Origin of the sequence: Rathayibacter sp. AY1A2 (assembly GCF_002930935.1) — a bacterium.
Taxonomy (GTDB): domain Bacteria; phylum Actinomycetota; class Actinomycetes; order Actinomycetales; family Microbacteriaceae; genus Rathayibacter.
Window position 1 is genome coordinate 25,322 of sequence record NZ_PSTP01000017.1, and the last position, 13,005, is coordinate 38,326.

Genomic DNA, 13,005 nt, shown 5'->3' on the forward strand with positions numbered 1-13,005 from the left:
CCCGCCCTACTCGCGGCGCCGCTCGTTCCCGTCGCGCTTGGCCTCGGAGGCCGGACGGGCGGCGATCACGGGGTGGGCGCCGGTGAAGCCGTCACGGGCGGACGCGATCGCCAGGATGCGCGGCTTCGCGACGTGCCAGCCCACGATCAGGGCGGGCACGCCGACCACCGCGACGATCCCCACGGTCCAGGTGCCGGTCGGGAAGTCGACGGCGATGAGGACCACCACGATCACCAGGAACGCCAGGGTGAGCCACGAGGTCACCGGGGCGCCGGGCATCCGGAAGGACGGGCGCTCCAGGCGCCCCTGAGCCGCCCAGCGCTGCAGCTGCATCTGGCAGAGGACGATCATGCCCCAGCCCGTGACGATGCCCAGCGCCGAGACGTTGAGGACGATCTCGAAGGCCTCGGACGGCACGAAGAGGTTCAGCACGATCCCGATCAGGGTGATGCTCGCCGTGAGCAGGATGCCGCCGTAGGGGACGCCCTGCTTGTTCATCCGGCCGGTGAAGGCGGGGGCGGAGCCGTTGAGCGCCATGGAGCGGAGGATGCGGCCGGTCGAGTAGAGCCCGGCGTTGATGCTGGAGAGCGCGGCCGTCAGCACGACGAAGTTCATGATCGATCCGGCGATCTCGCCCGAGGAGCCGTCGCCCAGCGAGCCGAAGAACGTGACGAACGGGCTCTCGCCCTTCGAGTAGGCCGTGTAGGGCAGCAGCAGTGTCAGCAGCAGCACCGAGCCGACGTAGAAGACGGCGATGCGCAGGATGACCGAGTTGATGGCGCGTGGGATGACCTTCGCCGGCTCCGCGGTCTCGCCCGCCGCCGTGCCGACCAGCTCGACTCCGGAGTAGGCGAACACCACGCCCTGGACGACCAGGACGCTGGCGATCAGGCCGCCGGGCAGGATGCCGCCGTTGTCGGTCCAGAGGCTGATCCCGGGGTCCACGGCGACGCCGCCGGACTGCAGCGGCCAGCCCGCGGCGAGCACGACGACGCCGATCACCAGGAAGACCACCAGCGCCGTGACCTTGATGAGCGCGAACCAGAACTCCAGCTCCCCGAAGACCTTGACCGAGACGAGGTTCAGCGAGAGCACGACGACCAGGGCGATGAGTGCGAGGAGCCACTGGGGCACGGAGGAGAAGAGCGACCAGTACTTCACGTACAGGGCCACCGCGGTGACGTCGGCGATCGCGGTCATCGCCCAGTTCAGGAAGTACATCCATCCGGCGACGAAGGCGGCCTTCTCGCCCAGGAACTCGCGGGCGTAGGAGATGAAGGAGCCCGAGCTCGGCCGGTGCAGGACCAGCTCGCCGAGCGCGCGGAGGATCAGGTAGGCGAAGACGCCGCAGACCGCGTACACGACGACGAGCGAGGGACCGGCGGTGGCGAGTCGGCCGCCGGCGCCGAGGAAGAGGCCGGTGCCGATCGCGCCGCCGATGGCGATCATCTGCAGCTGCCGGGGCTTGAGGCCGGGACGGTAGCCCTCCTGCTCCTTCGAGAAGTCGGGCTGCACGGGCCCGCGGTCGTCGTCGCTCTGCGTCACGGGGGCTCCCTCGTCACCGGATCGCGCCGGGCGGCTGATCCGGCACGCCCGTCAGGGTAAGGGCGCGCTGCTCGGAGGAGGCGGGTGGCGCGGTCCGCGGCATGCGGATCCTCTCAGGATCGGGGCGCCTACCCTGAGGGCATGAGCGGTCCGGACCTCGCACGGCAGTCCTCGCTCGAGGGCGTCCGGATCCCGTCGCCGGCGAGGCGCCTGAACGGCGGCACCGATCCGGCGCTCGTCTGGCGCAACGAGCTCGACGGGCTGACCTTCCGCGTGGACGCCGGGTACCTGAAGTGGAATCCCCGGTCCACGGGCGTCGACCTCCGTCGCGAGATCGCGCGTCTGCGCTGGCTGGAGGGGCGGATCGACGCGCCCCGGATCCTGGAGGCGGGCGAGGACGAGGAGGGGCAGTGGCTCCTCACCGCACCGCTGGCCGGGCGGAGCGCCGTCGACCCGGAGTGGACAGCCCGGCCGGAGGAGGCCGTCCGCGCGATCGCGGCCGGCCTGCGGGCGGTCCACGCGCTCCCCGTCGACGCGGTGCCCGAGGAGCTGCGCGACGACTCCTGGTTCGCGCGCCGGCCGTCGGCGCTCGGCGCGGCTCCGGAGCTCGTGGACCCCGTCGTGGTGCACGGCGACGCGTGCGCTCCGAACACGCTCGTCGACGACGACGGACGCTGGAGCGGCACGGTCGACGTCGGCGACCTGGGCGTGGGTGACCGCTGGGCGGATCTGGCGGTCGCCGCCGTCAGCCTCGGCTGGAACTACGGCCCCGGCCACACCCCGCTGCTCCTCGCGGAGTACGGAGCGGATCCGGACGACGAGCGCGCGGCCTACTACCGCGCGCTCTGGTCGTCCGAGTCCTGAGTCACTTCTTCTTCGCGGCCTCGTCGTCCTGGGCCGTGCCCTGGTCGCTGCGGTTCTCGCTCGCCAGCCGCAGCCAGCGCCCGTCGCGGACGTCCTTCTCGTGCACGGCCGCCTTCTTGTCGCTCGCGGCGGTGTCGCGCGGGGGGAGCTGGATGGTCTCCTCCGCCTCGATGCCCGCCTGCAGCTCGCGTCCGCGCTCGAGCTCGGCGTCGAACTCCGCGCCGAAGAGCAGGGCGATGTTGGTGATCCAGATCCAGAGGAGGAAGACGATCACCGCGCCGAGCGAGCCGTAGGTCTTGTTGTAGTTGGAGAAGTTGGCCACGTAGAACGCGAAGCCGGTCGAGGCGATCAGCCAGATCGCCAGGGCGACGATCGATCCGATGCTGATCCAGCGGAACTTCGGCTGGCGGATGTTGGGCGCCCAGTAGTACAGGGTCGCGACGATCACGATCGCGATGACCACGAGCACCGGCCATTTCGCGATGTTCCACACGGTGAGGGCGGCGGGGCCGAGGCCCACGACGTCGCCGACGGCGGTCGCGACCGGTCCGCTGAGCACGAGGATGAGCGCCGCGATCACGATCAGGACGACCGTCACCACGGTCACGCCGAGCATCGTCGGGCGGAGCTTCCAGAAGGGGCGCCCCTCGTCGATCTGGTAGACGCGGTTCATCGCGCGGCCGAAGGCGCCGACGTAGCCGGAGGCGGACCAGATCGCTCCGACGACACCGGTCACGAAGGCGAGACCCGCGGCGGAGGAGCTGGTCAGCGCCTGGATCGGGTCGCGCAGCAGGTCGACGACCTCGCTCGACGCGAGGTTCCCGATCAGGTCGAGCACCAGATCAGTGGTGGCCTGCGCCTGGCCGAAGAGCCCCAGCACCGACACGATCGCGAGCAGGGCGGGGAAGAGCGCGAGCACGGCGTAGTAGGTGAGCGCGGCGGCGAGGTCGGTGCACTGGTCAGCGCCGAACTCGCGGGCCGTCTTCTTGAGGACGTAGAACCAGGAGCGCTTGGTGATGTCGGTGACGTCGTCGGGCTTCCGGGAATCGTCGGGATCGGGCGCTGTCTTCTCGCGGGTCGTGCTCTGCTCGGCCATGCGGACACGCTACGGGGCCGACAGTCGTCGGACGGCCCCCTTGACGGCGCGGCCGGTCGTGTCGCGGGTCAGGCTCGGCGCTGGCGCGCAGCGGCGAGGGTGCCGAAGAGGAGGAAGGAGCAGGTCGCGGCGAGGACGGTCAGCAGGGGAGCCTCCCAGCCGCCGCTCGCGTCGTGCGCGAACCCGATGACGGTCGGGGCGGTGGCGGCCACGGCGTAGCCGATCCCCTGCACCGTGGCCGAGAGCCGCGACGCGTGGGCGTCGGAGCGGGAGAGCCGCACGACGAGCACGAAGACCACCGTGAATCCTCCGCCCTGGGCCGCGCCGCCCAGCACGCACCAGAGCGCCCAGAGCTGCGGCGCGAGCAGCAGCCCCGCCGGCACCGTGCACCAGAGGAGGCCGACGAGCACGATGCTCCCCAGCGGTCCGAGCCTCCGGACCAGGAGCGGGACGCCGAGGGCGCCGGCGACCGCGGCGAGCTGGAACACCGAGGCGCTCGCGCCCGCGGTCGCGATCGAGAAGCCGTTGCGGTCGACGAGCAGCGAGGGGAGCCACGCCGTCACTCCGTAGTACGAGAACGCCTGGCTCGAGAAGCAGAGCGCGAGCGCCAGCACGGTCGCGCTGCGGAAGATCCGCGGAGCCGGTGCGGCCGGTGCGCGGTCGGCGCGGGACGGGCGGGGAGTCGGACGCAGGGCCGCCCGAGGCCCTACGGCCACGAGCCAGCCGGCCAGAGCGAGGGCGTTGAGGGCGAGCCAGACGAGCAGGGCGCCGCGCCAGCCGAGCGCCAGAGCGAGCGGAGCGGTGCCGAGCGAGGTGATCGTCGAGCCGACGTTGAGGGCTGCGGTGTAGACGCCCGTCGTGAGGTCGACGCGCTCGGGAGCGACGTCCCGCCGGATCACGACGGGGAGGACGACGTTGCCGATCGTGATGGAGACGCCGATCAGGATGGTGCCCGCCACGGCCGGTCCCACGTCGCCGATCGATCGGACGATCGTGCCGAGCGCGACGCCGATCACCGTGACGGTCACGGCGGCGTCGGGTCCCGCGCGGCGGATCACCAGGAGGGCGAGCGGAGTCGCCAGGGCGAAGCAGAGCACGGGGATGCTGGTGAGGATCCCCGCCTGGCCCGCGGACAGCGCGAGGTCCTCGCGCACCGCGTCGATGATGGGCGCGACGGCGACGATCGGACCGCGCAGGACCAGCGCGACCAGGGCGACCGCCACGACGAGGAGCCAGGGAGCGCTCCGGCGCGCGGTCATCGGGGCGTCGAGGGCCGCGGCACCCCGGTCAGCCGGCCAGGCCGGGGACCCCGGCCGAGAGGTTGCCGACGATGGTGAAGACGCCCGACACCAGACCGAGGATCCCGGTGACGAGTCCGGCCGTCGCGAGCCCGCGACCGCCTCCGACGAGCGGTGCGGCCGCCCGGCCCTTCGCCGAGAAGACGATGGCGAGGATCGAGGGGATCAGCAGCGGATTGATCAGCAGGCTCAGGACGCCGAGCACGAGGCTCGCGATCGCCATGGGGTTGCGGCCCGCCGCGGAGGACGGGGCGGACGGATAGGCGTACAGCTCCTGCTCCGGAGCGCCCGGGGGCGTGCCGTAGGCGGGAGCGGGCGCCGAGGAGGACGGGCGGGACCGGTCCGTCCACGCCGCGCCGTCCCAGTAGAGCTCCGAGCCGAGGTCGGCCGGGTGCGGGTACCACCCGGGCGCGGGCAGCGGAGCGGAGTCGTCGGGCATGGGGCGAGTCTAGAGCGGCGCCGATCAGCTCTTGGGCTGCTCGAAGCCGAGCGCGTTCCCGTCGGGATCGAGGATCCAGGCCGCCCAGACGCTGCCGCGGTCGGCCACGCCGTTCTCGGTGCGCAGCTCGTCGCTGTCGTAGTCCTCCGGAGCCACGCCCCGAGTCGCCAGCGCGTCCAGCTCGGCGCGCAGGTCGGCCACCCGCCAGGCGGCCTTGGTCTGCTCGTCCTTCGAGCCCGTGGTGCTGGCGGTGACGGTGAGCCGGGTGCCGCCGCAGGAGTAGGCGATCGCCGACTCGCTCTCCTCGAGGACCTCCAGTCCCAGGGAGCCGGCGTAGAAGGCGCGGGAGGCGGCGAGGTCGCGGGAGAGCAGAACGGGGCCGATGGGGGAGTCTGAGAGCACGGTGAGTCCTTTCGTCGGTGCGCCTCCAGTCGACGCCCGCTGCGGCCCGGCGCGGAAGGGGTTGCCACCGGGCCGGCCGGAGGGGGCTGGCGCGGCAGAATGGCCTCGGCCGTGCCCGCCGCGCGGCCGGGAGGAGCCCTCATGAGCTGGACCATCGACGAGGTGGCGTGGACCCACCCGGACGCCGAGCGTCTGCGCGACGCGCAGCGGCGCGAGCTCGACGAGCGCTACGGCAACGACGACCACGAGCCCGGCACGCCGCCCTCGGCCGACGACGTGCCCGTCTTCCTCGTCGCCCGCGACGCGAGCGGCACGGCGCTGGCCTGCGGCGGACTGCGGCCTCTCGACGACGACGTCCTCGGACCGGGGGCGATCGAGGTGAAGCGGATGTTCGCCGACCGCGCCGCCCGCGGCACCGGAGCGGCCACGGCCGTCCTGCGCGCGCTCGAGGCGCGGGCGGCCGCTCTGGGCACGACGCGCCTGGTGCTGGAGACCGGGACGCTCCAGCCCGACGCGATGCGGTTCTACCTCCGGGAGGGCTACCACGCCATCCCGCCGTTCGGCGCCTACATCGGGTCCGAGCACTCGGTCTGCTACGCCCGCGATCTCGCTCCCGGCGCCTGAGCGTCAGCGGCGCAGGGTCTCCACCGGGTACTCGCCGAAGCGGCGGTGGTACGCCCCCGAGAAGCGGCCCTGGTTGAGGAAGCCCCAGCGCGCGGAGACGGCGCGCACGGTCTCCTCGCCCGGAGCGCCCTCGCGCAGCTCGACGCGCGCCCGGTCGAGACGCACGCCGCGCAGGTAGCCGAGCGGAGTGTCGCCGAAGTGCCTCCGGAACGCGGCCTGCAGCGCCCGCGGAGTGAGCCCCGCCGCTGTCGCGATGTCGGACACGGTGACGGGCGACGCGGCGAACGCGTGCAGGAACTCGGCGGCACGCAGCAGGTGCTCGAGCCCCGGCCGCAGCACCTGCGCCGGAACGACGACCGGCCGGTGCGCGAAGGTCGCGAGCAGGTGCAGAGCGACGCCGCGCTCGGCCGCCACGAGCTGCAGCGCTGTCGCCTCGCGGCCCGACCGGAGGACGCCCGCGAAGTCGTCGACCGCCCGCCACCAGCCCGGGAGTGCCGACGCGGAGGCGATCGAGCGGTGGTCGAAGACGAGCGGCAGCGGCACGCCGTCGCCGGCCTCGGACGCGACCTGCTCGAGGAGGCCGGCGGCCACGTGCACGAGCCGCTGCTGGAAGTCGCGGCTGACGAACTCGAACGGACGCGCGCTGGGGAACACGACCGGCCGCCCCGGCAGGTGGACGATCCGATCGCCCTCCGGGTCCACGACGCTCGTGCCGGAGAGGAACCACGAGACGACGTACTCGCCCGCCGGACGCAGCCCCCCGGACACGGAGCCCCGGAAAACAGACGTCCGCAGGCTCACGCCCTCGCTCCCGGAGACGTCGTAGCGGAAGGAGAAGGGCCGCTCGACCGGTTCCGTCCGGAATCCCGACCCGCCGTAGCCGTCCGAGTAGAAGCGCCGCGCCTCCTCCAGGTCGGCCCCGGAGCGCGTGAAGCGCTGCAGCGCAGGACCGGCACCCATCGGACCAGGATGCCACCTGGACGGATTGCGCACCGGTCGGCCCCGCGCCCCTCTCCGGGGCACGTCCTGTCGGCAGGGTGACGGGGTCGGACGACACGGACGGAGACGCATGGAGATCAGCGCACGCAGACTCGCGGCACGCGACGCGGTGGCCGTCGTCGCCGTGCTCGCCGCACTCGAGGGGGCGCTCGCCGTGGACTCCCTGCCGTCCGGCCTGGAGGAGGTCCTCCTGCACCAGCTCGAGCGCAGCTCGCTCGTGCTCCCCCGCGCCGACCGGGACGAGTTCGCCTCCGCTCTGCGCGCGCTCGGCGTCCGCGTGCTCGACGCGCTCGGGTAGAGGCCGCCGCCGACTACAGTCGAGGGGTCAACCGAGCCCGAGGAGTGCCCGCACGTGTCGAACGAACCGTCGAATCCCGCAGAGAACGAGTCCCACTCGGTCGTCACCGAGGCGGGCACGGGATTCACGCACTTCACCGACCGGGCCGTGGTCGCGATCCGCGTCAACGGGGAGCTCAAGGACCTCGCCGCCGACGTCGTGCCGGGCGACCGCATCGAGCCGGTGCTCATCTCCTCGCCGGACGGGCTGAACATCCTCCGCCACTCCGCGGCCCACGTGCTCGCGCAGGCGGTGCAGCAGATCAACCCGGAGGCGAAGCTGGGCATCGGCCCGCCCGTCACCGACGGCTTCTACTACGACTTCGACGTCGAGGAGCCCTTCACGCCCGAGGCGATGAAGGCGCTCGAGAAGGCGATGGACCGCATCGTCCGCCAGGGCCAGCGGTTCGTGCGCCGCGTCGTCTCCGAGGAGGAGGCGCGCGCCGAGCTCGCCGGCGAGCCCTACAAGCTCGAGCTGATCGGGATCAAGGGAGGGGGAGCCGAGGACGAGAGCGTCGAGGTCGGCGGCGCCGAGCTCACCATCTACGACAACGTCGACCCGCGTTCCGGCGAGACGGTCTGGAAGGACCTCTGCCGCGGTCCGCATCTGCCCAACACCCGCATGATCGGCAACGGCTACGCCCTGACCCGCAACGCTGCCGCCTACTGGCGCGGCTCGGAGAAGAACCCGCAGCTGCAGCGCGTCTACGGCACCGCGTGGCCCACGAAGGACGAGCTGCGCGAGCACCAGGCCCGCCTCGAGGAGGCGGCGCGCCGCGACCACCGCAAGCTCGGCCACGAGCTCGACCTGTTCTCCTTCCCGGACGAGATCGGCTCCGGCCTCGCGGTCTTCCACCCCAAGGGCGGGATCATCCGCTACGAGATCGAGCAGTACATGCGCGAGCAGCTGCTCGCCCACGACTACGAGCTCGTCTACACGCCGCACATCACCAAGGGCGACCTGTTCCTCACGAGCGGGCACCTGCAGTGGTACTCCGAGGGGATGTTCCCCCCGATGCACCTCGACGAGCTGCAGGACGAGGACGGCAACGTCACCCGCCAGGGCCAGGACTACTACCTCAAGCCCATGAACTGCCCGTTCCACAACCTGATCTTCCGCTCGCGCGGCCGCAGCTACCGCGAGCTCCCCCTGCGCCTGGCCGAGTTCGGCACCGTGTACCGCTACGAGAAGAGCGGCACCCTGCAGGGCCTCACCCGCGTGCGCGGCCTGACCCAGGACGACGCCCACATCTACGTCGCGCAGGAGGACGTGTCGGCCGAGCTGACCCGCAACCTCGAGTTCGTGCTGCAGGTGCTGCGCGACTACGGCCTCGACGACTTCTACCTCGAGCTGTCCACGAACGAGGAGGGCAACCCGAAGTTCGTCGGTGCGCCCGAGCAGTGGGAGGAAGCGATCGAGTCGCTGCGCGCGGTCGCCGTCGCCTCCGGTCTCGAGCTGGTGCCGGATCCGGGAGGAGCGGCGTTCTACGGTCCGAAGATCTCGGTGCAGGCGCGCGACGCCATCGGCCGCACCTGGCAGATGTCGACCATCCAGCTCGACTTCAACCAGCCCGAGCGCTTCGAGCTCGAGTACACGGCCTCGGACGGCTCGAAGAAGCGGCCCGTGATGATCCACCGCGCGCTCTTCGGCTCCATCGAGCGCTTCTTCGCGATCCTCACCGAGCACTACGCCGGGGCGTTCCCGGTCTGGCTGTCGCCGGTCCAGGTCGTGGGCATCCCGATCGCCGACGAGTACCTGCCCTACCTCGAGGAGGTCGTCGGCGAGCTCAAGCGGTCGGGCATCCGCGCCGAGATCGACTACTCCAGCGACCGGATGCAGAAGAAGATCCGCAACGCCACGCTGCAGAAGGTGCCCTTCCAGATGATCGTGGGGGAGAAGGACCGCGACGCCGGAGCCGTCAGCTTCCGCTTCCGCGACGGCACGCAGGAGAACGGGATCCCGGTCGCCGACGCCGTCGCGCGCATCCGCGAGGCCGTCGCCTCGAAGGCGCAGGTCTGAGCGTGAGCGACGGCTGCGTGCCCGAGGGGGCGGAGGGCTCGGCGCACCTCGCCGGGGTTCCCGACGAGTTCCAGCGCCTGTGGACGCCGCACCGGATGGTCTACATCCAGAAGGGGCAGCCCGGAGCCGACGACTGCCCCTTCTGCGTGGCGCCGACGCTGAGCGACGAGGAGGCCCTCATCGTCGCCCGCGGGGAGCACGCCTACGTCCTGCTGAACCTGTTCCCGTACAACTCCGGCCACCTCCTGGTCTGCCCGTACCGGCACATCCCGCTCTACGACGAGGCCACTCCCGAGGAAGTGGCCGAGATCGGAGCGCTCACGCAGACGGCGATGCGCGTCGTCCGCTCGGTCTCGAACAACGACGGCTTCAACCTCGGGATGAACCAGGGCGCGGTCGCGGGAGCGGGGATCGCCGCGCACCTGCACCAGCACGTGGTTCCGCGCTGGGCGACCGACGCGAACTTCTTCCCGATCATCGCCCGCACGAAGGCGCTCCCGCAGCTGCTCGGCGACGTGCGGGCGAGCCTCGCGGCGGCCTGGCCGAGCCTCTAGACCGCCGCTCGGCCCCCTGTCCAGCGCCGCGGACGGCGGGCGCCGTCTCGTAGACTCGGAGCTGCCGTCGGCGGAAGTCGCCGCACAGAACAGGACTCGCGAACATGACCGACACCACCACTCCGACCTCGTCCGCTCCCGAGCAGTTCGGCTCGAGCCGCGTCAAGCGCGGTCTCGCCGAGATGCTCAAGGGCGGCGTCATCATGGACGTCGTCGACGCCGATCAGGCCCGCATCGCGGAGGACGCCGGCGCGGTCGCCGTCATGGCGCTCGAGCGCGTCCCCGCCGACATCCGCTCGCAGGGCGGCGTCGCACGCATGAGCGACCCCGACCTGATCGACGGCATCGTCTCCGCCGTGTCGATCCCCGTCATGGCGAAGGCGCGCATCGGCCACTTCGTCGAGGCGCAGATCCTGCAGGAGCTCGGCGTCGACTACATCGACGAGTCCGAGGTCCTCTCGCCCGCCGACTACGTGAACCACATCGACAAGTGGAACTTCACCGTCCCCTTCGTCTGCGGAGCGACCAACCTGGGCGAGGCGCTGCGCCGCATCACCGAGGGCGCAGCGATGATCCGCTCGAAGGGCGAGGCCGGCACCGGCGACGTCTCCGAGGCGACCAAGCACATTCGCACGATCTCCGGCGAGGTCAACCGCCTGAAGGCGATGACCAAGGACGAGCTCTACGTCGCCGCGAAGGAGCTGCAGGCCCCCTACGACCTGGTCGTCGAGATCGCCCGGACCGGCAAGCTCCCCGTCGTCCTCTTCACCGCCGGCGGGGTCGCGACCCCGGCCGACGCGGCGCTGATGATGCAGCTGGGCGCCGACGGCGTGTTCGTCGGCTCCGGCGTCTTCAAGTCGGGCGAGCCCGCCAAGCGCGCGGCCGCGATCGTGAAGGCGACCACCTTCTTCGACGACGCGAAGGTCGTCGCGGAGGCCTCGCGCGGCCTGGGCGAGGCGATGGTCGGCATCAACGTGGCCGACGTGCCCGCGCCGCACCGCCTCGCCGAGCGTGGCTGGTAGCGCCGACGCGCCGCTCGCCGGCGCAGGATCGACGCGGGAGTCCCTCGAGGGGCTCCGCGTCGGGGTCCTCGCGCTGCAGGGCGACTTCCGCGAGCACGCGCACGTCCTGCGCGAGCTGGGCGCCGAGGTGGTGCTGGTGCGACGCCCGGAGGAGCTCGCCGCCGTCGCGGGGCTGGTCATCCCGGGCGGCGAGTCCACGGTGATGGACAAGCTGTCGCGCCTCTTCGGCCTCGCGGAGCCGGTCGTCGAGGCGATCGGGGCGGGCATGCCCGTCTACGGGACCTGCGCCGGGCTGATCATGCTCGCCGACCGGGTCCTCGACCGCATCGACGGCCAGAGCAGCTTCGGCGGCCTGGACGTGTCGGTCCGGAGGAACGCGTTCGGCAACCAGCTCGACTCCTTCGAGACCGATCTCGACGTGCCGGCCATCGGCGATCCGCCGGTGCACGCGGTCTTCATCCGCGCACCGGTCGTGGAGGAGCTGGGGGAGCGGGCGACCGCGCTCGCCAGCGTCGCCGACGGGCGGGTGGTCGCGGTCGAGCAGGGCAACCTCCTCGGGACGGCGTTCCATCCCGAGATCACCGGCGACTACCGGTTCCACGAGCTGTTCCTGCGGAAGGTCGCGGCGACGCGCTTCGGCGACTGACCCGCTGCCGTCCCCTCCGCCAGGGGTGGACGGTGCGGGACCCGCGGGCCAGGGTGGTCGCATGCCCGAACTCCCCGAGGTCCAGGCCCTCGCCCTCGATCTCGACGCGCGCCTGGGCGGACGCGTCCTCGAGCGGCTCGACGTGTTCGCCATCTCCGCCCTCAAGACCGTGGCCATCCCGCCGTCGGCTCTCTCCGGCGAGACCGTCCACGGAGTGTCGCGGCACGGCAAGTTCCTCGACCTCGCAGTCGGCGAGGCCCACGTCCTCCTGCACCTCGCCCGCGCCGGCTGGGTCCGCTGGCGGCCCGAGCGGCCGACGGCGCCGGCGAAGCCCGGCCGGGGACCGCTCGCCGCGCGGCTGGTCCTCGACGACGGGTCGGGGTTCGACGTGACGGAGGCCGGCACCAAGAAGAGCCTCGCGCTCTCGATCGTCGCCGATCCGCTCGACGTCCCGGGCGTCGCCCGGCTGGGTCCCGATCCGCTGGACCCGGAGTTCACCGAGGAGATCCTCGGCGCGATCCTCGCCACGGCGGGCAGGGCGCAGGTGAAGGGCGTCCTCCGCGACCAGTCCCGCATCGCCGGCATCGGCAACGCCTACTCCGACGAGATCCTCCACGTGGCGCGCATGTCGCCCTTCAAGCCCGCCGCGCTCAACGCCGACGAGCTGGACCGCCTCTACGCGGCCCTCCGCTACACACTCGAGGAGGCGCTCGCCCGCGCCGAGGGCCTGCACGCGGCCGACCTCAAGCGCGAGAAGAAGCTCGGCATGCGCGTCCACGGCCGCACAGGAGAGGCGTGCCCCGTCTGCGGCGACACGATCCGCCAGGTGGTCTTCCACGACTCCACGCTCCAGTACTGCCCCACCTGCCAGACCGACGGCAGGATCCTCGCCGACCGGCTGCTGTCGCGGCTGATCAAATAGCGAGCCGGTCCCTGCCCGGCTCGCCGCGGTCGGCTTCCGGAGATGGCGGGGCGGGTGGAGCGGGTCGCGTTCGCCTACAGCGATCCGCTGGTACGCGGATCACTGGTTCGGCGGTGCTTGTGGCGAGCCGGTCCCTGCCCGGCTCGCCGCGGTCGGCTCTCGGGGGTGGCTGGGTGGGTGGAGCGGGTCGCGTCCGCCTAGCGCGATCCGCTGGCACGCGGATCGTGCGTTCGGCGGT

At 72.1% G+C, this 13,005-nt stretch carries 14 protein-coding genes; 8 read left to right on the top strand and 6 right to left on the bottom strand.

Annotation, left to right across the window (positions count from 1 at the left end; genetic code table 11):
* Positions 1-6 precede the first annotated feature (6 nt).
* Positions 7-1,545 carry an amino acid permease gene (locus tag C5B93_RS13165; RefSeq protein WP_258068227.1) on the bottom strand — a complete coding sequence of 513 codons (1,539 nt, stop codon included), beginning with the start codon at positions 1,543-1,545 and terminating at the stop codon, positions 7-9.
* A gap of 141 nt (positions 1,546-1,686) precedes the next feature.
* Between C5B93_RS13165 and C5B93_RS13170 the strand changes: the two genes are divergently transcribed.
* Positions 1,687-2,409, top strand: a complete 723-nt coding sequence (locus C5B93_RS13170) for an aminoglycoside 3'-phosphotransferase (protein ID WP_104233328.1) — start codon at positions 1,687-1,689, stop codon at positions 2,407-2,409.
* Position 2,410: 1 nt separating this feature from the next.
* On the opposite strand, the gene C5B93_RS13175 is transcribed toward C5B93_RS13170, so the two are convergent.
* From C5B93_RS13175 to C5B93_RS17315, 4 genes are all read right to left on the bottom strand, one after another.
* Complete coding sequence (locus C5B93_RS13175; protein ID WP_104224635.1) at positions 2,411-3,505, bottom strand: YihY/virulence factor BrkB family protein; 1,095 nt, start codon at positions 3,503-3,505, stop codon at positions 2,411-2,413.
* Between the two features lie 68 nt (positions 3,506-3,573).
* Positions 3,574-4,764 (bottom strand): CynX/NimT family MFS transporter, encoded by a 1,191-nt coding sequence (locus tag C5B93_RS13180; protein WP_104292652.1) that lies wholly within the window; start codon positions 4,762-4,764, stop codon positions 3,574-3,576.
* A 28-nt stretch (positions 4,765-4,792) separates the two neighbouring features.
* Positions 4,793-5,242, bottom strand: a complete 450-nt coding sequence (locus C5B93_RS13185; protein ID WP_104251081.1) for a DUF2510 domain-containing protein — start codon at positions 5,240-5,242, stop codon at positions 4,793-4,795.
* Positions 5,243-5,266: 24 nt separating this feature from the next.
* Positions 5,267-5,644 carry a VOC family protein gene (locus C5B93_RS17315; protein ID WP_104233325.1) on the bottom strand — a complete coding sequence of 126 codons (378 nt, stop codon included), beginning with the start codon at positions 5,642-5,644 and terminating at the stop codon, positions 5,267-5,269.
* Positions 5,645-5,785: 141 nt separating this feature from the next.
* Here C5B93_RS17315 and C5B93_RS13195 point away from each other — a divergent pair, with 141 nt between their 5' ends.
* Positions 5,786-6,268 (top strand): GNAT family N-acetyltransferase, encoded by a 483-nt coding sequence (locus tag C5B93_RS13195; protein WP_104292653.1) that lies wholly within the window; start codon positions 5,786-5,788, stop codon positions 6,266-6,268.
* Positions 6,269-6,271: 3 nt separating this feature from the next.
* Here C5B93_RS13195 and C5B93_RS13200 read toward each other — a convergent pair whose 3' ends face one another.
* Positions 6,272-7,228, bottom strand: coding sequence for an AraC family transcriptional regulator (locus C5B93_RS13200; protein ID WP_104327523.1), 957 nt, complete (start codon positions 7,226-7,228; stop codon positions 6,272-6,274).
* A 109-nt stretch (positions 7,229-7,337) separates the two neighbouring features.
* Here C5B93_RS13200 and C5B93_RS13205 point away from each other — a divergent pair, with 109 nt between their 5' ends.
* The 6 genes from C5B93_RS13205 to C5B93_RS13230 all read left to right on the top strand — a co-directional run bounded on the left by C5B93_RS13205 (position 7,338) and on the right by C5B93_RS13230 (position 12,767).
* Entirely contained in the window at positions 7,338-7,565 is a 228-nt protein-coding gene (locus C5B93_RS13205) for a hypothetical protein (protein WP_104233323.1), read from the top strand.
* 147 nt (positions 7,566-7,712) lie between these two features.
* Positions 7,713-9,623: a threonine--tRNA ligase gene (gene thrS, locus C5B93_RS13210; RefSeq protein ID WP_244230674.1), complete on the top strand. Its 1,911-nt coding sequence runs from the start codon at positions 7,713-7,715 to the stop codon at positions 9,621-9,623.
* A gap of 2 nt (positions 9,624-9,625) precedes the next feature.
* Positions 9,626-10,177, top strand: a complete 552-nt coding sequence (locus C5B93_RS13215) for an HIT domain-containing protein (RefSeq protein WP_244230646.1) — start codon at positions 9,626-9,628, stop codon at positions 10,175-10,177.
* A 104-nt stretch (positions 10,178-10,281) separates the two neighbouring features.
* On the top strand, positions 10,282-11,199 hold the full coding sequence (pdxS, locus tag C5B93_RS13220; RefSeq protein ID WP_104292654.1) for a pyridoxal 5'-phosphate synthase lyase subunit PdxS: 918 nt from the start codon (positions 10,282-10,284) through the stop codon (positions 11,197-11,199).
* 73 nt (positions 11,200-11,272) lie between these two features.
* Complete coding sequence (gene pdxT / locus C5B93_RS13225; RefSeq protein ID WP_374953051.1) at positions 11,273-11,845, top strand: pyridoxal 5'-phosphate synthase glutaminase subunit PdxT; 573 nt, start codon at positions 11,273-11,275, stop codon at positions 11,843-11,845.
* A 61-nt stretch (positions 11,846-11,906) separates the two neighbouring features.
* Entirely contained in the window at positions 11,907-12,767 is an 861-nt protein-coding gene (locus C5B93_RS13230) for an Fpg/Nei family DNA glycosylase (RefSeq protein WP_104292656.1), read from the top strand.
* Positions 12,768-13,005 lie beyond the last annotated feature (238 nt).

Coding starts and splice junctions, on each gene's coding strand:
- pdxS (WP_104292654.1), top strand. CDS start 10,282: ATGACCGACACCACCACTCCGACCTCGTCCGCTCCCGAGCAGTTCGGC.
- C5B93_RS13170 (WP_104233328.1), top strand. CDS start 1,687: ATGAGCGGTCCGGACCTCGCACGGCAGTCCTCGCTCGAGGGCGTCCGG.
- C5B93_RS13205 (WP_104233323.1), top strand. CDS start 7,338: ATGGAGATCAGCGCACGCAGACTCGCGGCACGCGACGCGGTGGCCGTC.
- C5B93_RS13185 (WP_104251081.1), bottom strand. CDS start 5,242: ATGCCCGACGACTCCGCTCCGCTGCCCGCGCCCGGGTGGTACCCGCAC.
- C5B93_RS13195 (WP_104292653.1), top strand. CDS start 5,786: ATGAGCTGGACCATCGACGAGGTGGCGTGGACCCACCCGGACGCCGAG.
- C5B93_RS13180 (WP_104292652.1), bottom strand. CDS start 4,764: ATGACCGCGCGCCGGAGCGCTCCCTGGCTCCTCGTCGTGGCGGTCGCC.
- C5B93_RS13230 (WP_104292656.1), top strand. CDS start 11,907: ATGCCCGAACTCCCCGAGGTCCAGGCCCTCGCCCTCGATCTCGACGCG.
- C5B93_RS13175 (WP_104224635.1), bottom strand. CDS start 3,505: ATGGCCGAGCAGAGCACGACCCGCGAGAAGACAGCGCCCGATCCCGAC.
- C5B93_RS13200 (WP_104327523.1), bottom strand. CDS start 7,228: ATGGGTGCCGGTCCTGCGCTGCAGCGCTTCACGCGCTCCGGGGCCGAC.